Source organism: Burkholderia sp. AU32262, assembly GCF_020419985.1.
GTDB lineage: Bacteria > Pseudomonadota > Gammaproteobacteria > Burkholderiales > Burkholderiaceae > Burkholderia > Burkholderia semiarida.
Genome location: NZ_JAIZRS010000007.1, coordinates 71,710 through 94,720 on the forward strand (window position 1 = coordinate 71,710; position 23,011 = coordinate 94,720).

The 23,011-nt window shown below is 66.5% G+C and carries 18 protein-coding genes and 3 tRNA genes; 7 read left to right on the plus strand and 14 right to left on the minus strand.

What is annotated here, in order from left to right; all coding sequences use genetic code 11:
• The first annotated feature begins 11 nt into the window (after positions 1-11).
• Genes LGN10_RS10480 through LGN10_RS10490 form a run of 3 tightly spaced genes read left to right on the plus strand, consistent with a single transcriptional unit; the run spans position 12 to position 3,990 of the window.
• Positions 12-1,823: a TadG family pilus assembly protein gene (locus LGN10_RS10480; RefSeq protein WP_226223198.1), complete on the plus strand. Its 1,812-nt coding sequence runs from the start codon at positions 12-14 to the stop codon at positions 1,821-1,823.
• Between the two features lie 13 nt (positions 1,824-1,836).
• Positions 1,837-3,228 (plus strand): sigma 54-interacting transcriptional regulator, encoded by a 1,392-nt coding sequence (locus LGN10_RS10485; protein ID WP_059638789.1) that lies wholly within the window; start codon positions 1,837-1,839, stop codon positions 3,226-3,228.
• Positions 3,229-3,282: 54 nt separating this feature from the next.
• A complete protein-coding gene (locus tag LGN10_RS10490) occupies positions 3,283-3,990 on the plus strand; it encodes a DUF2968 domain-containing protein (protein WP_060965983.1) in 708 nt (235 codons plus the stop codon).
• A gap of 81 nt (positions 3,991-4,071) precedes the next feature.
• Here LGN10_RS10490 and hfq read toward each other — a convergent pair whose 3' ends face one another.
• Positions 4,072-4,638 (minus strand): RNA chaperone Hfq, encoded by a 567-nt coding sequence (gene hfq, locus LGN10_RS10495; RefSeq protein ID WP_012492570.1) that lies wholly within the window; start codon positions 4,636-4,638, stop codon positions 4,072-4,074.
• Between the two features lie 295 nt (positions 4,639-4,933).
• On the opposite strand from hfq, the gene LGN10_RS10500 reads away from it, so the two are divergent.
• The gene (locus LGN10_RS10500) at positions 4,934-5,215 is read left to right on the plus strand and encodes a hypothetical protein (protein WP_059638786.1); all 282 of its coding nucleotides are present in this window, start codon (positions 4,934-4,936) and stop codon (positions 5,213-5,215) included.
• A 26-nt stretch (positions 5,216-5,241) separates the two neighbouring features.
• Here LGN10_RS10500 and LGN10_RS10505 read toward each other — a convergent pair whose 3' ends face one another.
• From LGN10_RS10505 to LGN10_RS10520, 4 genes are all read right to left on the minus strand, one after another.
• Positions 5,242-6,159 (minus strand): DUF1571 domain-containing protein, encoded by a 918-nt coding sequence (locus LGN10_RS10505; RefSeq protein ID WP_104012236.1) that lies wholly within the window; start codon positions 6,157-6,159, stop codon positions 5,242-5,244.
• 29 nt (positions 6,160-6,188) lie between these two features.
• Positions 6,189-7,943, minus strand: coding sequence for an AMP-binding protein (locus tag LGN10_RS10510; protein WP_060010068.1), 1,755 nt, complete (start codon positions 7,941-7,943; stop codon positions 6,189-6,191).
• A gap of 157 nt (positions 7,944-8,100) precedes the next feature.
• Positions 8,101-8,925: a TetR/AcrR family transcriptional regulator gene (locus LGN10_RS10515; RefSeq protein ID WP_059575710.1), complete on the minus strand. Its 825-nt coding sequence runs from the start codon at positions 8,923-8,925 to the stop codon at positions 8,101-8,103.
• A 216-nt stretch (positions 8,926-9,141) separates the two neighbouring features.
• Complete coding sequence (locus LGN10_RS10520) at positions 9,142-10,362, minus strand: MFS transporter (RefSeq protein WP_099316353.1); 1,221 nt, start codon at positions 10,360-10,362, stop codon at positions 9,142-9,144.
• 279 nt (positions 10,363-10,641) lie between these two features.
• Here LGN10_RS10520 and LGN10_RS10525 point away from each other — a divergent pair, with 279 nt between their 5' ends.
• Positions 10,642-11,184: a GNAT family N-acetyltransferase gene (locus tag LGN10_RS10525; RefSeq protein WP_226223200.1), complete on the plus strand. Its 543-nt coding sequence runs from the start codon at positions 10,642-10,644 to the stop codon at positions 11,182-11,184.
• Positions 11,185-11,379: 195 nt separating this feature from the next.
• On the opposite strand, the gene LGN10_RS10530 is transcribed toward LGN10_RS10525, so the two are convergent.
• The 8 genes from LGN10_RS10530 to LGN10_RS10565 all read right to left on the minus strand — a co-directional run bounded on the left by LGN10_RS10530 (position 11,380) and on the right by LGN10_RS10565 (position 19,482).
• Entirely contained in the window at positions 11,380-12,318 is a 939-nt protein-coding gene (locus LGN10_RS10530; protein WP_226223202.1) for a carbohydrate kinase family protein, read from the minus strand.
• Between the two features lie 137 nt (positions 12,319-12,455).
• Positions 12,456-13,400, minus strand: a complete 945-nt coding sequence (locus LGN10_RS10535; RefSeq protein ID WP_059575703.1) for an ABC transporter substrate-binding protein — start codon at positions 13,398-13,400, stop codon at positions 12,456-12,458.
• A gap of 114 nt (positions 13,401-13,514) precedes the next feature.
• The gene (locus LGN10_RS10540; RefSeq protein WP_060965989.1) at positions 13,515-14,552 is read right to left on the minus strand and encodes an ABC transporter permease subunit; all 1,038 of its coding nucleotides are present in this window, start codon (positions 14,550-14,552) and stop codon (positions 13,515-13,517) included.
• Between the two features lie 40 nt (positions 14,553-14,592).
• Positions 14,593-16,146 carry a sugar ABC transporter ATP-binding protein gene (locus LGN10_RS10545; RefSeq protein ID WP_226223204.1) on the minus strand — a complete coding sequence of 518 codons (1,554 nt, stop codon included), beginning with the start codon at positions 16,144-16,146 and terminating at the stop codon, positions 14,593-14,595.
• The gene (locus LGN10_RS10550; RefSeq protein WP_059638833.1) at positions 16,133-17,380 is read right to left on the minus strand and encodes an ROK family protein; all 1,248 of its coding nucleotides are present in this window, start codon (positions 17,378-17,380) and stop codon (positions 16,133-16,135) included. Before LGN10_RS10550 ends, LGN10_RS10545 begins: the two co-directional genes overlap by 14 nt.
• Before the next feature lie 492 nt (positions 17,381-17,872).
• A tRNA-Leu gene (locus tag LGN10_RS10555) sits at positions 17,873-17,959 on the minus strand.
• A gap of 104 nt (positions 17,960-18,063) precedes the next feature.
• The gene (locus tag LGN10_RS10560; RefSeq protein ID WP_226223206.1) at positions 18,064-19,053 is read right to left on the minus strand and encodes an aliphatic sulfonate ABC transporter substrate-binding protein; all 990 of its coding nucleotides are present in this window, start codon (positions 19,051-19,053) and stop codon (positions 18,064-18,066) included.
• 342 nt (positions 19,054-19,395) lie between these two features.
• Positions 19,396-19,482 (minus strand) — tRNA-Leu (locus LGN10_RS10565).
• Between the two features lie 197 nt (positions 19,483-19,679).
• On the opposite strand from LGN10_RS10565, the gene LGN10_RS10570 reads away from it, so the two are divergent.
• Positions 19,680-19,940, plus strand: coding sequence for a hypothetical protein (locus LGN10_RS10570; RefSeq protein WP_226223208.1), 261 nt, complete (start codon positions 19,680-19,682; stop codon positions 19,938-19,940).
• 195 nt (positions 19,941-20,135) lie between these two features.
• Here the strand turns inward: LGN10_RS10570 and LGN10_RS10575 are convergent.
• Positions 20,136-20,222: transfer RNA gene (locus tag LGN10_RS10575), tRNA-Leu, on the minus strand.
• A gap of 249 nt (positions 20,223-20,471) precedes the next feature.
• Here LGN10_RS10575 and rnr point away from each other — a divergent pair.
• A complete protein-coding gene (rnr, locus tag LGN10_RS10580; RefSeq protein ID WP_059584327.1) occupies positions 20,472-22,946 on the plus strand; it encodes a ribonuclease R in 2,475 nt (824 codons plus the stop codon).
• The last annotated feature ends 65 nt before the right edge of the window (positions 22,947-23,011 follow it).

A 23,011-nucleotide genomic window follows, 5' to 3' on the forward strand; every position in this document is an offset into this window, starting at 1 on the left:
GGAGCAAAACGGTGACGACCCGGCACAGTGGCGGCACGATCCGCCGCGCGTCACGACAGCGCGGCGCGTTCTCGGTGATGGCGATCATCGCGACGCTGATCGCCATCACGACGCTTGGCGCCATTGGCGTCGGTAATCTCTTTTACCAGCGTCGGGACGTGCAGCGGATTGCCGACATGGCCGCGCTTGCGGCCGTGCAGCGGATGGACGACGCCTGTTCGCAGCCGACGGCCACCGCGACCAGCAACGCACAGTCGAACGGACTCAACGCGTCGAACGGCGACACGATCAACATCGAATGCGGTCGTTGGGATACGTCTGCCAACCCGGCACCCAGCTACTACGCTGCCGCGACATCCGGGACCACGCAATTGAACGCCGCAAAGGTGATCGTCACGCGTCAGGTGCCGTTCTTCTTCGTCGGGCCGCCGCAGACGGTGTCCGCGGTATCGACCGCACGTTCGACGAACATCGATACGTTCTCGGTCGGTGCGACCCTCGCCGCGCTCGGCGGGGTCGGTTGCGCGGACGGATCCGCGCCGGCGTCCGGCAATCCGGGCCTCGTCAACGGGCTGATCGGCGCGCTGCTCGGCGCCAACCTGAACCTGAACATCGCATCGTATCAAGCGCTTGCGTGCACGAACGTGACGGTCGGCGACCTCGTCGTGGCGGCGGGCGTCGGGACGGTCGATCAACTGCTCGCGCTGAAGCTCACGTTGCCTCAACTGATCCAGTTGATGGTGAACGCGGCCACGAAGACGGCCATCGCGAACGCAAGCCTGCAGGCGAGCATTGCTACGCTGCAAGCGATTCTGAACGCGAACGTTCCGGGCACGTCGATCGGCCTCGGCGGCGCGGGCGGGTTGCTGAACGTCGCGCTTGCGGATACGCAGGCGGCACTCAACGCGCAGGTGGATCTGCTCGATCTGCTGCTGGTCGGCGCCGAGATCGCGGCAACGGGCAAGCCGGCGGTGGCGGTCAACGTGCCGTCCGTGAATCTCGGCGGGCTGACGGGGACGCAGTTGCAGGTGCAGATCATCAGCCCGCCGTCGATCGGTGTCGGTGAGGGCGGGATCGATCCGGCGACGGGAACATGGCGGACGAAGGCGTCGACGGCGGCGGTGGGTGTGTATCTGAATGTCTATCTTGGGACGGCGCAGTTGCCGCTGCTGGGCGCTTTGCTGGCGTTGCTCAACGTGAACGTCGATGTCAATTTGCCGATTTATCTTCAGGCCGGTACCGGCACCGCCACGTTGAACTCGACGCAATGCGCTTCCACACAGGCGGCAAGTACGGTGGTCATTACTGCGCAACCGGGCGTGGCCAATCTGTGCATCGGCAAACCGCCGCTCGATTCATCCGGCAAGATCAGCCTGTCGTCGAATTACAGCTGTACGTCGCCCGCACAGATCATCAATTCCAATGTTCTCGGGCTGGCCCAGTTGACAGTTTCCATGTCCAACATATCGGTTCAGGTCCAAGGCGCGTCCCAATCGCATACGTTCAGTGGCGTACCGGGGATCGAGGCGAATTACTGGACAGTGAATTCGAATGCACTCGGCTCGGCCCTTAGCTCGGCTTTGACGCAACTCGCGGCTGCGAATATCACCGTCAACCTCGGCCTGTTCGGCGCCAACGTCCTGACGGTCCCGGGAAATTTCGTGTCCACGTTGCTCAGTTTTTTGAGCGGTCTGTTAGGCCCGCTGCTGTCGAGCCTTGACGCCGTCCTCGTTCCGCTGCTGAATCTCCTCGGCGTCCAGGTCGGCGCGGCGACGATCCATCAGATCTCGCTCAATTGCGGGGTCGCCCAAACGGTTTACTGAAGAAGCACATCAGATGAGAAATACGCCCGCAATCGAAGAGCTCGACCTGTACGTCTGGGAAGGCAAGGCGGACATCGTCGACCGTGTCGCCCGATGCATGGCGAGCTTCGACGTCGAAGTGATCCGTGCCGACAACGCGACGGTCTCGCCCGAGCGCGCCGCGTTGCGGCGGTCGCTGGCGATCATCAGCGTGACGATGATCGAAGGCGGCGCGGCATTCCTGCGCGACTGGCAGGCCAACATCGGCATGCCGGTGGTCTGGGTCGGCGCCGCGCGCGACCACGACGCGTCGCAGTATCCGCCCGAGTATTCGCACATCCTGCCGCTCGACTTCACGTGCGCCGAACTGCGCGGCATGATCGGCAAGCTCGTCACGCAACTGCGCGCGCACGCGGCCGAAACGTTGCAGCCGTCGGAACTCGTCGCGCACTCCGAATCGATGCAGGCACTGCTGCACGAAGTCGATACGTTCGCCGACTGCGACACCAACGTGCTGCTGCACGGCGAAACCGGCGTCGGCAAGGAGCGCATCGCGCAACTGCTGCACGAAAAGCATTCACGCTACCGGCACGGCGAATTCGTGCCGGTGAACTGCGGCGCGATTCCCGACGGCCTGTTCGAATCGCTGTTCTTCGGCCATGCGAAAGGATCGTTCACCGGCGCGGTTGTTGCGCATAAAGGCTATTTCGAGCAGGCGGCCGGCGGCACGCTGTTCCTCGACGAAGTCGGCGATCTGCCGCTGTACCAGCAGGTCAAGCTGCTGCGCGTGCTCGAGGACGGCGCGGTGCTGCGGGTCGGCGCGACGGCGCCGGTCAAGGTCGATTTCCGCTTGGTCGCGGCGAGCAACAAGAAACTGCCGCAGCTCGTGAAGGATGGGCTGTTCCGCGCCGATCTGTACTACCGGCTCGCGGTGATCGAGCTGAGCATTCCGTCGCTGGAGGAGCGTGGTGCAGTGGACAAGATCGCGCTGTTCAAGTCGTTCGTCGCGCAGGTCGTGGGCGCGGAGCGGCTCGCCGAATTGTCCGATCTGCCGTACTGGCTCACGGATTCGGTCGCGGACAGCTACTTCCCCGGCAACGTGCGCGAACTGCGCAACCTCGCCGAGCGCGTCGGCGTGACGGTGCGGCAGACGGGCGGCTGGGATGCCGCGCGGCTGCAGCGGCTGATCGCGCACGCACGTAGTTCGGCCCAGCCGGTGCCGGCGGAGAGCGCGGCCGAGGTGTTCGTCGATCGCAGCAAGTGGGACATGAACGAGCGCAATCGCGTGATCGCGGCGCTCGACGCAAACGGTTGGCGGCGTCAGGACACGGCCCAGCAGCTCGGCATCAGCCGCAAGGTGTTGTGGGAAAAAATGCGCAAATACCAGATCTTCGACGAAGAGCCCGAGACCCGCGAAAGCGAGTAATTAATGAGATAAAATCGCGGTGAATTACAACGACTCGGGCGGGAATAGAACTTCATGAGCCATATGACGGGGTTGGGGCGGGTGAGCGTAGTGCTCGCGATGGTGGGAGGCATGCACGGCGCGTTCGCGCAGGGGCTGGCAGGCAGCGATTCGTCGGCGGTGCAGCCGGCGTCGGCGCCGGTGGCCGCGATTCCGGTGATCGACTCGCAGGCGCAGACGTCGGTGCAGCCGCAGGCCGGCGAGACGACGGGGCCGAGCACGGTCGACGACTTGCAGCGCCAGATCCAGGCGCATTCGCTGACGGAAATGCGCACGAGCTACAACGGCAGCTACGGCGCGAGCCTGCTGTTCAACGTCAAGGACGGTGCGTACTTCGTCGCGTTGTTCCAGCAGAAGGCGTTCTGGCGCGTGATCAAGACTTACGACGAAACGCGGGCGGAAGCGATCTATCGCGATTTCTCGCGCCAGGCCGAGCGGCTGGCCGTCGACGAACTGCGGGCGGCGAAGCTGGAATCGCAGAAGGCGCAGATGGACAAGCAGATCGAAGTCGCGCAGAACCGCGCGCGGCGCCTGCAGGCGGACATCTCGATCGCCCGCCAGCAGCAGGCGGCGGTGGCGGATCGCCAGAAGAGCGTGCGGAGCGAAACGGCGGCGCTGCAGGCACAACAGGCCCAGCTTCAGGCGCAACTGCGGGCGTTGCAGCAGCAGGTGCGTTCGCTGCAGCGCGAGGCCAACGCGGGCCTGCCGACGACGGCACGCTGAACGCGGTAGCGGCGGCGCGGCGACGTGCCGCGCCGGTCGTACAAGTGAAAAGGGCAAGCCGGTTGGCTTGCCCTTTTTGTTTTACTGGCCGTCCGGCACGATTCGCCGGCGGCGCGTCACGATGACCGGCCCGTTGCCGCCGCGGGAATCCGACGGTGCGGCGTTGCCGGATGCGTCGCCGGTATCGCGCGGCGCGCCGTAGCTTTCGCGCGGCTCACGCGGCGCGCCATAGCCTTCGCGCGGCTCACGCGAGCCGTAACCCTCGCGCGGTTCGCGCGAACCGTAGCCTTCACGCGGCTCGCGGGAGCCGTAGCCGCCGTCGCCGCGCGATTCGCGCGGGCCGCCGTGCGAGCCGTACGGGCTGTGACCGCCGCCTTCACGGCCGCCGGGGCGACCACCGGTGCGCGGGCCGCGGGGGCCGCCGCCCGGGCGCGAGCCGCCCGTGTCGAGCTGGATCGTGGAAATCGCACGCTTGTAGATGCCTTGCAGACCCACGGGGGTGCGCAGCATCACCAGATACTGGTCGAACGACTCGATACACCCCGTCAGACGAATGCCGTTGACGAGATAGATTTCAACACGCTTACGTTCCTTGCGCGCCGAATTGATGAAGTCGTTTTGCGGATGGGATTCTGCGGGATTGGCCATTGAGGTGCGGCAGGAGCCTGCGTCAGAGAATATGTTGTGCGTGTGTGTGGCGTGTTCGTCCACATGGTGTTTGGCGGAATTCTACCTTGTTCGATAGGGAAGCGCGCAGTCGTGATTGTGTCGAACCGTAACCCACTATAGACGTTCCCGCGCATTTTCGCGATTCGGCCGAACGGCGAAAGCCGTTCGGTTACGTCGCGTTACGACTCTCGCCGCCCCGTATCACCTTGGCGCGCACACCGCGCTTACATTGGTCGCGCGAGCCGGGCGGGCCGGCTTATCAGGGATGCGGAGCATGAACAAGAGGCAAGTGGCAGGGATGATCGGGAGCATGGCGTTGCTCGTTTCGGGCAGTGCAATGGCGGGCCATGTGGACCTGTCGGTCGGCATCGGCGTACCGGTCGCGCCGGTCTATGTCGAGCCGGCGCCGGTCTATGTGGCGCCGCAACCCGCCGTGGTCGCCTATCCGGGCTACGGGTACGGCTATTACGGCGATGACGACGACGATCGTTACCGCAAGTGGCGCAAGCACTACTACAAGCACCGGCATCGGCACCACGACGACGATGACGACTGAGCCCGAAACCGGCCGGCCAGCGCGCGTCAGAACGCGTAGTCGGGATTTTTCGGGTCGAATGCGGTGTCGTCGAGCGGCGTCGGCGCGATTTTCTCGATGACGATCCGCTCGAAGATCCTGCCGTCGTTGTCATAGGATTCGACGGTCCGGAAATAGGGTGCGTGCAGATCGAGCCCCAGCACTTCCTTTTTCGCATAGAACTGCGGCCGCCCGGTCGGCGTTTCGTAGGTGAGCGCGACGACGCGCACGCCGCCGATCGTCCTGGCTTCCACATCCGTCGGGCGCTGCACGCCGGCTTCCAGGTATTTCTTCCCTTCGGCCAGGTACAGGTTCGCGATGAATTCGGTGCCGAGATCCTTCACCTGATGATTCGACTGGGCGCGCGCCAGCGCGCCGTCGATCGCCGTCCACAGCGGAATCTTGCCAAGCAGGCCGCCGAGGTGGCCATACATCTCGTCCTTGCGCTGCGTCGTGTCGTAGATCGTCTCCTGTCCGGCATGCGCGCCGCCCGGCAGCCATTTCGCATACACGCGCAGCGGTTCGCGGGTCGTCTTCACGAGCATGCGGTCGGGCGTGTCGGACCATTTTCCGCCGATGCGCTCCTGGCGCACCATCGTGAACTGGTAGGACGGATAGCCGTTCGGGCCGTTGCGGATGTAAAGCGGCACGGCGAGCGGGTCCAGCGCCTTGAAGAGCGCCGTGAGCGTCGCGTCGTCGAGTTGCGCGAGCGTGCCGCGCTGGGCCGCCGTGCGCAGCCAGCGCGCCTGTTGCGCGAGCGGCTCGTGCGTGACCTTCGCGAGGTCTGCCGGCAGCGCGACTTCCTGTGCCGCGCTCGCGGCGCCTGCCGTCTCCTGTGCATGCAGTCCTGCCTGTGCGAGCGACAGCACGCCCGCGATGGCTGCCGCCGCGGCATGCCGCGCGCGGCGTTTCATTCCTTCGTTCATCGACGGCGTCTCCCGGAGCGATGGATCGTTCAGCTCTGCTTCGCGGCATTGAGTTTGGCGAGTTCCTCGTCGCGCAGCGCGCGGCGCAGGATCTTGCCGACGTTCGTCTGCGGCAGTGCGTCGCGGAACTCGACGAACTTCGGCATCTTGTAGCCGGTCAGGTTCTTGCGGCAGTGCGCGAGCACGTCCTCGGCCGTCAGCGACGGGTCGCGGCGCACGACGAACACCTTGATCCGCTCGCCCTGTACCGCGTCCGGAATGCCGATCGCCGCGGCCTCGCTGATGCCGGGATGCATCACGAGCACTTCCTCGATCTCGTTCGGATACACGTTGAAGCCCGACACGAGGATCATGTCCTTCTTGCGGTCGATCAGGCGGATGAAGCCGCGCTCGTCCATCACGCCGATGTCGCCGGTGGCGAGCCAGCCGTCGGCATCCAGCACCTTGGCCGTCTCGTCGGGGCGCTGCCAGTAGCCGCGCATCACCTGCGGGCCGTGCACGCACAGCTCGCCGGGCTCGCCGATGGCGGCCCAGGTGCCGTCCTCGCGGCGAAAGCGCACGAGGGTCGACGGCGCGGGCAGGCCGATGGAACCGCTGAACGCGGCCATGTCGTTCAGGTCCACGGGGTTCATCGTGACGATCGGCGAGCATTCGGTGAGGCCGTAGCCTTCGACCACCGGCCGGCCCGTCACCTGCTGGAAGCGCTCCGCGACCGCGCGCTGCATCGCCATCCCACCCGCCATCGCGAGCTTGAGCTTCGAGAAGTCGCGCTTGCGGAATTCCTCGTTGTCGAGGAACGCGTTGTACAGCGTGTTGATGCCGGTGATTCCCGTGAACGTCTCGTGGCGGATGATCTTCATCACCATCTTCATGTCGCGGGGGTTCGCGATCAGGATGTTGCGCCCGCCGAGCCCCATGAAGATGAACGCGTTCACCGTCAGCGAATAGATGTGATAGAGCGGCAGCGGCGTGAGCACGGTTTCGACGTCGCCCGACACCTGGTCGGCGATCCAGGCCTTCGCCTGCAGCAGGTTCGCGATCAGGTTGCCGTGCGTGAGCATCGCGCCTTTCGCGACGCCGGTCGTGCCGCCCGTGTACTGCAGGAACGCGAGATCGTCGCGCGTGGTCGGCACCGGCTGCGGCTTGCCGCGCGCGCCGAGCGCGAGGGCGGAGCGCAGCCGGATCGCCTGCGGCAGGTGGTAGGCCGGCACGAGCTTCTTCACGTGCTTCAGCACGAAATTGATCAGGCGTCCTTTCGCGTTGAAGCCGTCAGCGAGCAGGTCGCCGAGCGCGGTGACGACGATGTGCTTCACCTGCGTTTCGGGCAGCGCGTCCTGCAGCGTGCGCGCGAAGTTCTCGAACACGACGATCGTCTGCGCACCGCTGTCCTTCAACTGGTGCGCGAGCTCGCGCACGGTATAGAGCGGATTCACGTTGACGACGATCGCACCGGCCTTCAGCGCGCCGAACAGCGCGACCGGATACTGGAACGTGTTCGGCAGCATGATCGCGACGCGGTCGCCGGGCTTCACGCCGAGGCTTTGCAGATACGACGCGAATGCGTCGACCTTCCGCGCGAGCGTGCGGTAGGTCATCGACGCGCCGGCGCTCACGTAGGCGACGCGCTCGGCGAAGCGGGTCGTGCATTCGTCGAAGAACTGCACGAGCGACGCGTATTGCGTGACGTCGATCTCGTGCGGGACGCCGGGCGGGTACGACGCGTACCAGATGCCGTCGGTGTTCGGCGGAAGCTGGGCCGAGGTGGGTGCTGCGGAAGATGACATGACGTGTCTCCGGTCTTGGCTCTCGGCGAGGGCCGCGCTTCGGCGCGTGCCCATGCCCCGTGCTTCGCGGCCGGCCGGCGCGGGCGTCTCGACGCCGCGCCCGACCGCGCGTATCAATCAAATCGTGAACAGGCAGCCGCGCGTTGGCCTCGCGCGCTCAGTTCGTGGAATGCAGCGTGGCCGTCTCGGCGGTCGTCGCCGCGCACGACTGCGGCAGCCCGAACGCTTCGCTTGCGCCCGCGTCGTCGAGCACGGCCGCGAAGATCGACAGCTGCGCGCTGTCGGGCATCGGCGCCTTCAGCGCGGCGACGATCAGCGACGACAGCCGCGCGATCATCTGCACGTCGTTCATCGTGCGGCCTTGCGAGAATTCGTCGATCAGGCTTTCCGTTTCGGCGCCCGCGAGCGCGCCGGACAGCGCGCCGATCGCGAAGTGCAGCCGCCAGCCGAGCTCGGTGCGCGGCAGGTGCGGCAGCGCGCGCTGGAAGGCGTCGAAGAAGCGGCCCGCGACGCTCGCGTAGTGCGCGGTCAGGAAGTTGCGCACGAACGGCGAAGGGTCGGTGTATGCGCGGCCGATCAGCCGCAGGAACCCGGGCCCGCCGCGTTCGGGGTTGCGCGACGCCTTCAGCGCCGGAATGAACATCGCGCCGAGCACGTGCTCGCAGGTGATGTGCGCACCGAGCTGCGCGTCGAAGCGGTCGAGGATGCCGAGGCGTTCCTGGTTCAACTGATCGAGCCGGCGCGACAGCATCGCGTGGATCAGCGCTTCCTTGCTGCCGAAGTGGTAGTTGACCGCGGCGAGATTGACCGCCGCGCGCGACGTGATCTGCCGCATCGACATCGCCTCGAAGCCATGTTCGATGAACAGATCCTCGGCCGCATCGAGAATGCGGGCCTTCGTCCCGCCGGTCTGCCGCGTGCCGGATGACCGTGCCCCGGACGGCCGTCCCGAAGATGGCCGCCCCTCCTGACTTACTGCCATGTTCCGCCTCCCATGCCGGTTTCCCGGCCGCGAACAGGTGATTTTGATTGTTCGATTCAAACAGTCGTTTTTATTAAGATAAAAAAACGCGGGTGGAGGGGGCAAGCGCGGAATCTGGACCAATTCCTCTAGTTCGATGTGCGGGTGCGGAAAGCGCGGCACCGACTCGCGGCCGGGCGGGGCGCGAGCGATGATGCGGTGCCGCAACACGCGGGTTCACCCGACGGTGCTACGCGTATTGACCGATTGCGTCATGTCGATGCCGCGCCGTTCGCGGCTGAACAGGATCAGCACGGCGATCGCGACGGCGACGATGCCGGCCACGAGCGCGAGCGCAAAGCCGTAATTGTTGCCGTTCGACACGGCGAGCGACGCCTGCATCGTCGCGTTGCCCGACGCGAGCAGGTTGCCGAGCTGGTAGACGACGCCGGGGAAGGTCGCGCGGATTTCGTCGGGCGAGATCTCGTTCAGGTGAACCGGTATCACGCCCCACGCGCCCTGTACCGAGATCTGCATCAGGAACGCGCCGGCGGCGAGCGCGATCGCGCCGCTCGAGAATGCCCACAGCGGCAGCACGGGCAGCGCGATCAGCGCGGCGATGAAGATCGCGCGGCGCCGGCCGATCCGCTCCGAGATCGCGCCGAACGCCAGGCCGCCGACGATCGCGCCGACGTTCAGCACGATCGTGATCCACGACACGGTATGCGGATCGAAGTGATGCTGTTCGCGCAGGAAGGTCGGATAGAGATCCTGCGTGCCGTGCGAGAAGAAGTTGAATGCGGTCATCAGCACGATCGCGTAGAGCGTGAGTTTCCAGTTCTGCTTCAGCGTGGCGCCGAGGCTCGGGCGCGCTCGCTTCTCCATCTGTTTCCACGCCGGCGATTCGGGCACGTGCGCACGCACGTACAGCACGAGCAGCGCGGGCAGCACGCCGACCATGAACATCCCGCGCCAGCCGATGTATTGGTAGAACAGGCCGAACACGACCGACGCGAGCAGATAGCCGCTCGGATAGCCGGCCTGCAGCAGCCCGGACACGACGCCGCGCGCGTGGGTCGGCACGGTTTCCATGGTCAGTGCGGACCCGACGCCCCATTCGCCGCCCATCGCGATGCCGAACAGCGCGCGCAGCACGAGCAGCGCGGTCAGGCTCGGCGCGAAACCCGACGCAAGTTCGAGCAGCGAATAGCACGCGATGTTGACCATCAGCGTCGGGCGGCGACCGAAGCGATCGGCGAGCCGGCCGAAGATCAGCGCGCCGAGCGGGCGCATCGCGAGCGTGAGCGTGAGCGCGAACGCGACGGCGGGGATCGTCGACGCGAATTCAGCGGCAATGTCCTTCAGCACGAAAACCATCAGGAAAAAATCGAACGCATCGAGCGTCCAGCCCAGGTAGGCGGCGATCGTGACGTTGCGTTGCTCGCGGGTCCAGCTCATGTCCGGGTCTCCTCGTTGGCTTGCGCGCTCGCGACAGGCATGCGGATGCCGGCCCGCTCGCGCGCGGTGCGGGCGCACTGATCGAGTGTAGGCTTGCGCACCGCGCGACGTGGGGCGCGATACGCCCGAATCGGGAATAATCCCTACGAAATGCACTGTTTCGGAAACGGAAACGGCACCGCGCGAGGCACGCGACAGGTGCCTGTATCATTCTGGAAGGCTTTTTGTATCAGTTCTGTAATGCATTCGATGCGCATCGTCACCGAATCAGGAGTCCGGATGAACGACCATTCCGCCGCCCCGTTGCCCGCGCTCGAAACCGCGAGGCTGTGGCTGCGTCCACGTGTGCTGGCCGATCTCGATGCATGCCTCGAGATGGATCGCGATCCCGAGGTCACGCGGCATATCGCGGGCCCGTGGCACGACCCCGTCGAGCATCGCCGCTTCGTCAAGCATCGGATCACGCGCGATTATCCGCCGGGCCTCGGTTACTGGTCGATCTTCGAGAAGGCCGCGCCCGAGGTGTTCGTCGGCTGGATCCTGCTGATTCCCGACTACAAGGACGGCTCGCGCGACGTCGAGATCGGCTGGCGGCTCGTGCGGGCGACGTGGGGGCGCGGCATCGCGAGCGAAGCCGCGGCGGCCGTCGTGCGGCACGCGTTCGATACCTTGCGCCTGCCGCGCGTGATCGCCGATATCGCGGAGGCCAACGGCGGCTCGCTGAACGTGGCGCGCAAGCTCGGCATGCGGCGTGTGAGCGTCGTGCACGATGGCATTCCTTACATTCGTCATCGCCTCGAACGCGACGATTTGCGCGCGTAGCGCGGCGTCGCGCACGTGGCGGATGTCGGAGATCGTCAACCGGATGCGTATCGCGGTCGTGACGGATTAACGGCTCGCGCGATCACGCGTAAGGCGCTGACGGGGCTCGAGGACGATCCGCCCCGACGCCGACTCGCCGCAGCCCGATCATTTCGCGGCGCTCGACGCACCGCCCGCGCCGCGCGTCGGCGCCGTCTATTGCGAAAGCGCGGCGCCGGCGCCGGTGCGCTCGATCATGCCGGCCACTTCCGCGGCCGTCGGCGCATAGGCGCCCGCATGCTCGCAGACGACGGCCGCGCACGCGGCCGCGTAGCGCAGATGCTCGGCGGCCGACGCGTCGGGCCGGGCGAGCTGGCTCGCGAGCCAGCCGCCGATGCTCGCGTCGCCACAGCCGACCGTGTCGGCGACCTCGGTCGGGAACGCGGGCTGGAACAGCACGGTATCGCGATGCAGCAGTTGCATGCCGGCTGCGCCGCGCGTGACGAGCATCGTCGCGTCGGGCGCCCATGCACGCAGTTGCGCGAGCGCGGCCGCTTCGTCGAGTTCGGGAAAAAGCCCGCGCAGGTCTTCGTCGGATACCTTGATCCAGTCGGCGAGCGCGCTCAGCCGGCGCAGCGTGTCGCGGTACGACGGCGTGGCCATCGGCGCGCGGAAGTTCGGATCGAACGAGATCCGCTTGCCGGCCGCCCGCGCGGCCTGCGCGACTTCGATCAGGCGCGACGCGAGCGGCTCGCGCACCACGCCGAGCGAGCCGACGTGCACGATGTCGGCCGCGTCGAAGGCGCCGGCCGGCAAGTCGGCCGGATCGAACGCGAGATCGGCGCTGTTTTCGCCGATGAAGAAATAGTGGGGCGGCTGCTTCGACACGACCATCGCGAGCAGCGGTGCGCGGTCCACCTGCCGGATGAAGCGCATGTCGAGCCCCGCGTCGGCGCTCTTGCGCATCAGCTCCTCGCCGAAGGTATCGCGGCTGACCGTGCCGGCAAAGGCGGTCGGCGCGCCGAGCCGCGCGCCGACGCGCGCGACGTTCCAGCACGAGCCGCCGGCGATGCTGCGCCAGTGCTGCGCGTCGTCGCGGATGAAGTCGGTCAGCGCTTCGCCGAACACGATCAGGCGGGGAAACGTCGTCGTCATGGGGAAACCTTGTGCCGCGGCATCGCACGCGGCCGTACAGCGGTTGATCTGAACAGGCGGGCAGTGCCGGCCGTCGCGCGCGCAGACGCGGCCCGGCACCGCCCGGCCTCGCGGGCGGGCGGGCGCGGGCGCCGCGATCAGCGCGGGGAGCTCCAGCCCTTGTAGGTCTTCACGTTGTCGCGCGTGACGAGCGTCGGCTCGATCAGGATCATCGGATTGGCCGGCTTCTGGCCGTTCATGATCCCGTAGCCGACGTTGACGGCCTGCTGCGCCATCGCCCACGGATCCTGGCTCGACGACGCCTGCACGAGCGTGTTCGACTTCAGCGCCACCTCGATGTCGGGTGCGCCGTCGACCGACGTGATCACGATGTTCGGGCGGTTCAGCTGCTTCGCCGCGAGATCGGTGCCGATCGCCTGCGGGTCGTTGATCGTGAATACGCCGTCGAGCTTCGGAAAGCGCGTCAGGTAGCCCTGCATCGCATTCATCCCGCCTTCGCGCGAGCCCTTGCCGTCCTGGTCGCTCGACAGCAGCTTGATGCCCGGGTTCTTCGCGAGCACGGTCTTGCAGCCGTTCACGCGGTCGATCACGGCCGACACCTGCGGGCCGTTCTCGATGATCACGTTGCCCTTGCCGTTCAGCTTCTTCGCGAGGTAGTCGCACGCGAGTTCGCCGGCCTTCACGTTGTTGGTCTGCACGGTCGCGTTCGCGCCGGCCGCCGCGACGTCCACCGCGACGACCGTGATGCCGGCCGCCTGCGCCTTCTTCACCGCCGGCTCGATCGCCTTCGGGTCGGTCGCGTTGAGCAGGATCATGTCGACGTGCGCGGAGATGAAGTTGTCGATCTGCGTGAACTGCTTGTTCAGGTCGTAGTCGGCCGATACGGCCGTGACTTTCGCATTCGGGTTGAGCTGCTTCGCGCGCGCTTCGGCGCCTTTCACGATCGTGACGAAGTACGGATTGCCGAGCGACCCGACCGTGACGCCGATTGATTTCAGCGGCTTGTCGGCTGCCTGGGCGGCGGTGGCGCCGAAGGCGAGTGCGCAGGCGACGGCGGTCAGGGCGGCGGTGTGCTTGAACATGTCGTTGTGTCTCCGAGAGGTCTGTTGGCGAACGGGCGCAGGAAGACCTGCCTGCGCGCCGATGGTTGAACGATAACGAATGCGCGACAAGAAATGCGCGGTGAGGCAAGCGTGTCAGGTACGGGCCGAGTCGCGCTGGCGATAGCGGTCGAGCGCGACCGCGCCGATGATCACCAGCCCCTTGATGATGTACTGCCAGATGTCGGACACGCCGAGCAGCACGAGGCCGTTGGTCAGTACCGCGATGATCAGCGCGCCGATCAGCGTGCCGACGATCGAACCGACGCCGCCGACGAAGCTCGTGCCGCCGAGGATCACCGCGGCGATCGCGTCGAGCTCGTACGACTGGCCGAGCTGCAGGCCGTTGGCCGCATACAGGCGCGCGGCCGACATCACCGCGCCGAGGCCCGCGAGCAGGCCCGACGCCGCATACACGAACATCTGGATCGCCCGCACGTTGATGCCCGACAGGCGCGCGGCTTCGGGGTTGCCGCCGACCGAATAGATGCGCATCCCGAGCACCGTGCGGCGCAGGATGAACCACGAGATCGCGATCACCGCGCACGCGATCACGACGAGCCACGGCACGCCGAGGATCGAGCCGTTGCCGATGAACGCGAACGGCAGTTGCGGGTTGAACACGGTCGTGTCGTTGCCGATCAGGCGCGCGACGCCGCGTACGGCCGTCATCGCGCCGAGCGTGACGATGAACGGCGGCAGGCGCAGGAACGAGATCAGCCCGCCGTTGATCGCGCCGAACACGAGGCCTACGGCGAGCGCGAACGGCACGCCGAGCCAGCCCCAACCGGGAATGGTCGACGCGATGAGCGCCGCGACGGCCGCGGCGGCGAGCACCGAGCCGACCGACAGGTCGATGCCGCCCGTCAGGATCACGAACGTCATGCCGGCGGCGAGCACGATGTTGATCGACGCCTGCTGCGTGACGATCGACAGGTTCTGCAACGTGAAGAAGCCGTCGGTCAGGAAGCCGAAGCCGACGCACAGGACCAGCAGCACCGGCAGCATGCCGGCCGTGCGGATCAGCGATTGCATGCGGGCGCGATGATCGGCGCCGCGCATCAGGGGCGTGCGGTTGGCGACCGGCTGGGCGGTCGCGGAAGCGAGGTTCCGCTGCTTGGTCGGGTTGATCATTTCGGTAGCCTGAAGGTAAGAGTGAAATGAAAAGGGCGGCTCAGTGCGCGTCGGCCAGTTCGGCCTGCGAGCCGGTGGCGAGCGCGATGATCGCTTCCTGCGTGATCGGCGTATGCGTGTGTCCGCCGAGTTCGCCCGCGATCTCGCCTTCGTGCATCACGAGCACGCGATCGGCGACGCCGATGATTTCCGGCAGCTCGCTGGAGATCACGATCACGCCCACGCCGGCGCGGGCCAGTTCGTTGATGATCCGGTAGATCTCGGATTTCGCGCCGATGTCCACGCCGCGTGTCGGTTCGTCGAGGATCAGCACGCGCGGCTTCGTCTCGAGCAGGCGCGACAGCAGCACTTTCTGCTGGTTGCCGCCCGACAGCGCGCCGACGTTGACGTTCGCGTGCGGGACGCGGATCGACAGCGATGCGATGGCGTCGCGCGCACGTTCGGCGCCGCGCGCGAGGTCGAGCGCGCCGAGCCGGGCATCGCGGTTGCACACCGAGATGTTGATGTTGTCGCGCACGCTCATGTCGAGGAACAGGCCCTGGCGCTTGCGGTCTTCCGTCAGGTAGACGAGGCCCGCGTCGATCGCGTCGCGCGGCGAGTGCGCGCCGAACGTGCGCTCGCCGAGCTTCACGTCGCCGCGCACGCGCGGCTCGGCCCCGAAGATCAGCCGCGCGAGCTCGGTGCGGCCCGCGCCGACGAGCCCCGCGATGCCGAGCACCTCGCCTGCGTGCAAGTCGAGGCTGCAGCCGCGCACGCGCGCGCCGTCGGCGATGTCGCGGACCGACAGCAGCAGGTGGCCGGGGTCGTACGGTGCGTGTTCCTTCTTGTAGAAACCGGAGATGTCGCGGCCGACCATCATCCCGACGAGCCGGTCGGCCGACAGCGCCTCGCGCTCCAGCGTGCCGACGTACGTGCCGTCGCGCAGCACCGACACGCGATCGGACAGTTCGTAGATCTCCGCCATCCGGTGGCTGATGTAGATGATCGCGAGACCTTCCTCGCGCAACTGGCGGATCAGTCGGAACAGGTGTTCGGTTTCGCGCGACGACAGCGGCGTGGTCGGCTCGTCCATCACGAGGATCCGGGCGCGGGTGTGCACGGCGCGCGCGATTTCGACGAGCTGCTGTTCGGCGATCGACAGCGTGTCGACGAGCGTGTCGGGCCCGAACGGGGCGCCCAGGCGCGCGAGCACGTCCTGGCAGCCGCGCGCCATCGCCGCGCGGTCGATCGTGCCCCAGCGCCGGTTGCCGCGACGCAGTTCGCGGCCGACGTAGATGTTTTCCGCGACGGTCAGGTTCGGCGACAGGCACAGCTCCTGGTAGATCACCGCGACGCCGGCATCGCGCGCGGCGAGCGGGCCGTCGATGTCGATGCGTTCGCCGTCGATCAGGATCTCGCCGCCGGCATCGGCGCGGTATGCGCCCGACAGGATCTTCATCAGCGTCGACTTGCCTGCGCCGTTCTCGCCCATCAGCGAATGGATCTCGCCCGGATAGACGGTCAGGCTGACGTTGTCGAGCGCGCGTACGGCCGGGAACGTCTTGCTGATCCCGCGCATTTCGAGCAGCGGACGGGGCGACTCAGAACGCGACATGGTGGACCTCCTGCGAATCGGTGCGGGCGCCCTTGAGGATGCCGGCCCGCGGGGAGAAGTTGAAAAACATCGGCAGCGTGGCGGCGCCGATCGCGCCGGCGTCGGCGCCGAACGTGCCGCGTACGAGCACCGGCGTGCCGCGCGCCTCGGGCGCGGTGGCCACGAGCGCCGCGCGCAGGCGGGTCGTGACCGCGTCGAGCAGGCCCGCGTCGGTGTCGGCGTCGAGCACGACCACCGGCGCGTCGATCACGCACAGCACCGCGCGCAACGCCGGCGCGAGCGCGTCGACGCAGTCGTCGATCCATTCGTCGACGGCCGGCAGGCCGCGGGCGATGCATGCTTCGAGATCGGCGCGGTTCTCGACCGTCTCGCCGTGATGGCGCAGGTGGCGCACGAGCGCATGCAGCGATGCGCGTGCGAGCAGGATGTCCCACGGGCCGCGCGGCGGCGGCGCGGAGGCCAGCCGGCTCGGCGGCACCGGAATCACCGCGATGTCGCCCGCATTGCCGGTCACGCCGCGCAGGCAGTCGCCGTCGATCGCGATGCCGCCGCCGATCGCCGGCCCGATGAACAGGTAGACGAAGTCGTCGCACTGCCGGCCGTACCCGTAGAACAGTTCGGCGATCGCGGCCGCGTTGCCGTCGTTTTCGCCGAACACGGGCAGAGACAGCGTGCGGCCGAGGTCGGCCGCGAAATCGACGTCTTCCCAGGCGTGAAACGTGTCCGGCGCGAGACCGAGCTCGCGCATCCACGCGCCGAGGTTGTACGGCTGCGCGACGCCGACGCCGGTCAGGCGCGCGCGTTCATGGTCGGGGAGCAGGGCCTGCATCGCGTCGATGTCGCGACGCACGATTTCGAGCACGTCGGCGGGCGGGGGCAGCAGCGTGTCGTGCGAGCGGCGGCCGAGCACGTCGCCGGCGAAGTTGACGAGCGCCGTCTCGATGCGCATGCGGTCGAGATGGACGCCAATGCCGAATGCGCCGCGCGGATCGAGACGGATCAGCGAAGCGGGTTGGCCGCGCTGGCCTTCGGTGCGGCCGGCGAACTGGATCAGCTTCGCGTCGGCGAGCGATGCGATGATGCTGCCGACCGCCGTACCCGTCATGCTCGCGAGACGGGCGAGATCGGCCTTCGATGCGCTGCCCGCGCGGCGCAGCGTCTTCAGCAGCAGGCGCTCGTTGTAACGGCGCACGTTGGCCGAATTGCTTCCCTGGCCGAAGTGCGGGCTTCTCATGGCGTCTCCTTCCATGGCGCGCCGTGCGGCGGCGCATTAAATAAATCACGTTGATTTATTTAACCGCGTGAGCGGCGACCTGTCAGCCTAGGGAAATCCCGGTTGCGGCGGGGGAAGGCGCGTCGGGCAGGGCACACGCGGCTCGCCGCGAGGCCGGGAATTTCGAATTCGTCTGGTGAAAGTGGGGCCGGCCGCGCGTCGCGATTGTCGCTCGGGCCTGCATGCGCCGGGCTTGCAAGCGCAGCCTTCGAGTCCTCGCGCAAAGCGCGCAGGCGCTTTGCTTCCTGGGCTTGAAATGAAAAAGGCCGGCTAGAAGCCGACCTTTTCGAAAACAGATGGTGCCCAGGAGAGGACTCGGTCACCCATGCGCGACCCCGGCTGCGCTTGCAAGCGCAGCCTTTCGAGCCCTCGCGCAAAGCGCGCAGGCGCTTTGCTTCCTGGGCTTGAAATGAAAAAAGGCCGGCTTAGAAGCCGACCTTTTTAAAAAACAGATGGTGCCCAGGAGAGGACTCGAACCTCCACGATGTTGCCACCGCTAGGACCTGAACCTAGTGCGTCTACCAATTCCGCCACCTGGGCACGTTTCGCTTGCTGCGATGCGAAAGACCGAAATTATAGCGTGTTGACTGAGCCTGTCAACATAATTTCATCCGCGACGATAAAAATATTGCGCCGCGAGGCCGTCACGCGCCGACCGGTTCCGCACGCTTCGCGGCGAAATTCCAGCGCTGCGCCTGGCTCGTATCGACGCGGGCGGGTAGCAGTCCAGCCGCCAGGAACGTATCGGCGATCTTCTGCTGTTCGCCGAAGTTTTGCGTGGTCACCGCGCGGACGAGGTAACTGCGTCGCGCATTCGCCCGCGCGATCGTCGCGGCATCGAGCCCCCAGATCGGTGCGAGCGTGTTCGCGGCCTCCTGCGGATGGTCGCGCAGCCACGCGCCGGCCAGCGACAGTTGGTCGAACAGAATCTGGACGACGTCGGGGCGCGCGGCGGCAAAGCTGCTCGATGCAAGGTAATAGCGCTGGTACGACGCGAGTCCGTTGCCGTCGGCCAGGATCCGTACGTCGGGATTCCGGTCGACCGACGCGACATAGGGGTCCCACGTGATCCATGCGTCCACGCTGCCGCGCTCGAACGCGGCGCGGCCGTCCGCGGGCGTCAGGTAATGGATCGCCACCTCGGCGGGCGCGAGCTTCGCGCGTGCGAGCGCGGCAAGCAGCAGGTAGTGGCTGCCGGCCGCCTTGGTGACCGCGATACGCCGGCCCTTGAGATCGGCGAGCGTGCGCAGCGCGCTGTCCTGCTTGACGACGATCGCCTGCGCTTTCGGCGAAGGCGCCTCCTGCGCGACGTACACGAAATGCGCATGCGCGGCCTGTGCGAAGACCGGGACCGTATCGGCCACATCGGCACTGAAGTCGACGGCGCCGACATTGAGTGCTTCGGTCAGCGGCAATCCGCTCGCGAATTCATGCCATGACACGCGCAGGCCGAGCGGCGTCAGCGCCTGCTCGAGCGTGCCGCGCGTCTTGAGCAGCGTGATCAGCGTCGACGACTTCTGGTAGCCGATGCGCAATGTGCCCGGCGCATTCTCGGCGTGCGCGCGGACGCCGGCGGCAGCGAGGCCTGCGGCCAGCATTGCGCGTGCGAATGCGCGGCGGTTCATCGACGTCATGAAGGGTGCTCCTCGTTGGATGCGTTGAAAGCGAGGCGGCTAACGTAACAACGGGAGAGGGTGATTGATAACCGATAAATTCTGCTATCGATCGGAGCGGCCGACATAAGGGCCGAAGACAGGCGCTTTGCTTCCTGGGCTTGAAATGAAAAAGGCCGGCTTAGAAGCCGACCTTTTCGAAAACAGATGGTGCCCAGGAGAGGACTCGGTCACCCATGCGCGACCCCGGCTGCGCTTGCAAGCGCAGCCTTTCGAGTCCTCGCGCAAAGCGCGCAGACGCTTTGCTTCCTGGGCTTGAAATGAAAAAAGGCCGGCTAGAAGCCGACCTTTTTAAAAAACAGATGGTGCCCAGGAGAGGACTCGAACCTCCACGATGTTGCCACCGCTAGGACCTGAACCTAGTGCGTCTACCAATTCCGCCACCTGGGCACGTTTCGCTTGCTGCGATGCGAAAGACCGCAATTATAGCTGGTCCCGAGTGGCTGTCAACACAATTTCATCGGAGCTCCCAAAATATTTCGCTCGCGCTCGATCGCCCGCTCGCACCTCGGCGAATCGGAAGCGCCCAGTTGCGGCGAGGTTCCGGTCCCGTGGTTCCGTATCGACGCGAGCCGGCCCCGCGGTCCGTGGCCAGGACCGGCAATTCGGACCACGAACTATCGCATGTCGCGCTGCAGGCGATTCGTGTCGCGGGGATGTCGCTGCCGGCCGCGGCCCTCTCGAACAATGGCGAGTTCAAGATCCAGAGCGACGATTGCTTTTCCCGTGCACTCTACTGGATCTTCGCGGTCCTGATCCTGTGCACGATGGTGGCCGGATTCTCGCTGCACTTCCGCTGCACTTCATTACCAGCCAGATGTCTGGCGTTTCGTGTCGACGCGCAATAGGTTGCTCGCGTGCCGCCTGAGCGGGTGAAAGGGAGGGCTGGGGCGGGACCGCGTACGGCACGGTCGGCCGGCGGCGTCCGCCGGGCAAACGAAAAAAGGTCGGCTTTCGCTGACCTTTTTGAATGCAGGAAGCACTTTGCTTCCTGGGCTTGAAATGAAAAAGGCCGGCTAGAAGCCGACCTTTTTAAAAACAGATGGTGCCCAGGAGAGGACTCGAACCTCCACGATGTTGCCACCGCTAGGACCTGAACCTAGTGCGTCTACCAATTCCGCCACCTGGGCACGTTTTGCAGGAGCTGCTTGCTGCAAAGAAGCGAAATTATAGCGCCCCAATTATCCCTGTCAACACTTTTTTGCGATGCATCGCAAACCGGCCGTCGCCGCGCCTGCGGGCGGCATTCGCGACATTTGGCGACACGGGCGGGTGATAGAATGACCCGCCGCCGTCAATATAGAACTGTCAGACGGACACCTCTATGTTGATGCCGTGCACCATCAGTCAACGCAACGAGAACAATCATCGACAAACCCTTGAGCAAATATCCGTACCCCATTCCGAGCCGTGAAGAAATTCTCGGCGTGCTGCGTACGAGCGACGCGCCGCTAGCCGCCAACGACATCGCCGAAGCCCTGTCGATCAAGCGTCAGGAGCGCGAGGGGTTCTTCCGGCGGGTCGCCGCGATGGAGCGCGATGGCCAGATCCGCCTCGACAAGCGCGGCCACTATCAGTTGACCCATCCGTCGAATTTCGTCGCAGGGCGTGTGCAGGGGCATCGCGACGGCTACGGGTTCGTGATCCGCGACGACGGCCAGGACGACCTGTTCCTCCCGAACGGCGAAATGCAGAAGGTGATGCACAACGATCGCGTCCTCGCGCGGATCGTCGGCTACGATCGCCGCGGCCGCCCTGAAGGGCATGTCGTCGAAGTCACCGAGCGCGCGAACAAGCGCGTGATCGGCCGCCTGCTGAACGAGAACGGTGCGCTGATCGTCGCGCCGGAAGACAAGCGTATCGGCCACGATATCCTGATCACGCAGAACGTGAAGAAGGCGAAGGTCGGGCAGGTCGTCGTCGTCGAGCTGACCGATTTCCCGAGCCGCCATTCGCAGCCGCTCGGCCGTGTCGTCGAGGTGCTCGGCGATATCGACGATCCGGGCATGGAAATCGAGATCGCGGTGCGCAAGTACGGCGTGCCGCACGAATTCAGTCAGCCGGCGCTCGACGAAGCCGCCGCGCTGCCCGACAAGGTGCGGCCGGCCGACCTGCGTTTCCGCGTCGACCTGCGCGACGTGCCGCTCGTGACGATCGACGGCGAGGACGCGCGCGACTTCGACGATGCCGTCTACTGCGAGCCGGTCAAGGTCGGCCGCGGCGACGGCTACCGGCTGATCGTCGCGATCGCCGACGTGTCGCACTACGTCCAGCCGGGCAGCGGCCTCGATGCCGACGCGCTGGAGCGCAGCACGTCGGTCTACTTCCCGCGCCGCGTGATCCCGATGCTGCCGGAGAAGCTGTCGAACGGGCTCTGTTCGCTGAACCCGCAGGTCGACCGCTGCGTGCTCGCATGCGACATGGTGATCACCGCGCGCGGCGAGATCAAGGCATACCAGTTCTATCCGGCCGTGATCCATTCGGCGGCGCGCCTCACGTACACCGAAGTCGCCGCCGTGCTGTCGAACACGAAGGGGCCGGAGGCCGCGCGCCGCGCGGATCTGCTGCCGCACCTGCAGGATCTGTACGGCGTCTACAAGTCGCTGTTCGCCGCACGTCAAAAGCGCGGCGCGATCGATTTCGACACGACCGAGACCTACATCGTCTGCAACTCGCAAGGCAAGATCGAGCAGATCGTGCCGCGCCAGCGCAACGACGCGCACAAGCTGATCGAGGAATGCATGCTGGCCGCGAACGTCTGCGCGGCCGATTTCCTGAAGCGCAACAAGCATCCGGGCCTGTACCGCGTGCACGCGGGGCCGACGCCGGAGAAGCTCGAGAACCTGCGTGCGTTCCTGCGCGGCATGGGCCTGTCGCTCGGCGGCGGCGACAAGCCGCACGCGAGCGACTACGCGGCGCTGATGGCGCAGATCCGCGACCGGCCGGACGCGCAGATGCTGCAGCCGATGCTGCTGCGCTCGATGCAGCAGGCCGTCTACAGCCCGGACAACATCGGCCACTTCGGTCTCGCATACGAGGCGTACGCGCACTTCACGAGCCCGATCCGCCGCTACCCGGACCTGCTCACGCATCGCGCGATCTACGCGATCCTGTCCGGCAAGAAGTACGTGCCGAAGGCGCCGGAAGGCTTCGAGCTGAACACCGCGCTGTCGCCGCGCGCCCGCGCGATGCAGCAGGCCGACGACGAGGCGCGCGGCCGCTCGCGTTCGAACACGGCAATCTGGGAGGAGCTCGGCCTGCACTGCTCGGCGAACGAGCGCCGTGCGGACGAGGCGTCGCGCGACGTCGAGGCGTGGCTCAAGTGCTACTTCATGCGCGACAAGCTCGGCGAGGAGTACGGCGGGATGGTGAACGGCGTGACGTCGTTCGGCATCTTCGTGCAGCTCGACACGCTGTTCATCGAAGGGCTCGTGCACGTGACGGAGCTCGGCTCCGACTACTTCCAGTACGACGAGATCAAGAACGAGCTGCGCGGCGAACGCACGGGTATCCGTTATCGCCTGTCGGACCGCGTGCGCGTGCAGGTGAGCCGCGTCGATCTCGACGCGCGCAAGATCGATTTCCGCCTCGTGCGCGATACGCCGGTGAAGGCGCCGCGTCCGTCGCCCGCACCGGCTGCCGGCGTCGATCGCAACGGCAGCGGCCCGCGCGTGCGTGCGCTGCCGCCGGTGGAGGACACCGTGCCGCGTGGCAAGAAGGCCGCGAGCGCGCCGAGCGTCGCGGTGAAGGAAGCGCGCGCCGCACGTGGCGCCGCGAAGAAGAAGGGCGGCGGTGGCGGCGGCGCGCCGGCGAAGCCGACCGCGAAGAAGGCCCGCGCCCGCAAGAAGTACTGAGCGTTCGGGGCGGCGTGTGCGCACGCCCCGCTGTATCGAGAGACGCCGCGTTACCGGCCATCGGC

What these genes read in the sequence shown, in the direction of transcription:
- LGN10_RS10485 (WP_059638789.1), top strand. Translation starts at nt 1,837, where the DNA reads ATGAGAAATACGCCCGCAATCGAAGAGCTCGACCTGTACGTCTGGGAA.
- LGN10_RS10490 (WP_060965983.1), top strand. Translation starts at nt 3,283, where the DNA reads ATGAGCCATATGACGGGGTTGGGGCGGGTGAGCGTAGTGCTCGCGATG.
- hfq (WP_012492570.1), bottom strand. Translation starts at nt 4,638, where the DNA reads ATGGCCAATCCCGCAGAATCCCATCCGCAAAACGACTTCATCAATTCG.
- LGN10_RS10500 (WP_059638786.1), top strand. Translation starts at nt 4,934, where the DNA reads ATGAACAAGAGGCAAGTGGCAGGGATGATCGGGAGCATGGCGTTGCTC.
- LGN10_RS10505 (WP_104012236.1), bottom strand. Translation starts at nt 6,159, where the DNA reads ATGAACGAAGGAATGAAACGCCGCGCGCGGCATGCCGCGGCGGCAGCC.
- LGN10_RS10510 (WP_060010068.1), bottom strand. Translation starts at nt 7,943, where the DNA reads ATGTCATCTTCCGCAGCACCCACCTCGGCCCAGCTTCCGCCGAACACC.
- LGN10_RS10515 (WP_059575710.1), bottom strand. Translation starts at nt 8,925, where the DNA reads ATGGCAGTAAGTCAGGAGGGGCGGCCATCTTCGGGACGGCCGTCCGGG.
- LGN10_RS10520 (WP_099316353.1), bottom strand. Translation starts at nt 10,362, where the DNA reads ATGAGCTGGACCCGCGAGCAACGCAACGTCACGATCGCCGCCTACCTG.
- LGN10_RS10525 (WP_226223200.1), top strand. Translation starts at nt 10,642, where the DNA reads ATGAACGACCATTCCGCCGCCCCGTTGCCCGCGCTCGAAACCGCGAGG.
- LGN10_RS10530 (WP_226223202.1), bottom strand. Translation starts at nt 12,318, where the DNA reads ATGACGACGACGTTTCCCCGCCTGATCGTGTTCGGCGAAGCGCTGACC.
- LGN10_RS10535 (WP_059575703.1), bottom strand. Translation starts at nt 13,400, where the DNA reads ATGTTCAAGCACACCGCCGCCCTGACCGCCGTCGCCTGCGCACTCGCC.
- LGN10_RS10540 (WP_060965989.1), bottom strand. Translation starts at nt 14,552, where the DNA reads ATGATCAACCCGACCAAGCAGCGGAACCTCGCTTCCGCGACCGCCCAG.
- LGN10_RS10545 (WP_226223204.1), bottom strand. Translation starts at nt 16,146, where the DNA reads ATGTCGCGTTCTGAGTCGCCCCGTCCGCTGCTCGAAATGCGCGGGATC.
- LGN10_RS10550 (WP_059638833.1), bottom strand. Translation starts at nt 17,380, where the DNA reads ATGAGAAGCCCGCACTTCGGCCAGGGAAGCAATTCGGCCAACGTGCGC.
- LGN10_RS10560 (WP_226223206.1), bottom strand. Translation starts at nt 19,053, where the DNA reads ATGACGTCGATGAACCGCCGCGCATTCGCACGCGCAATGCTGGCCGCA.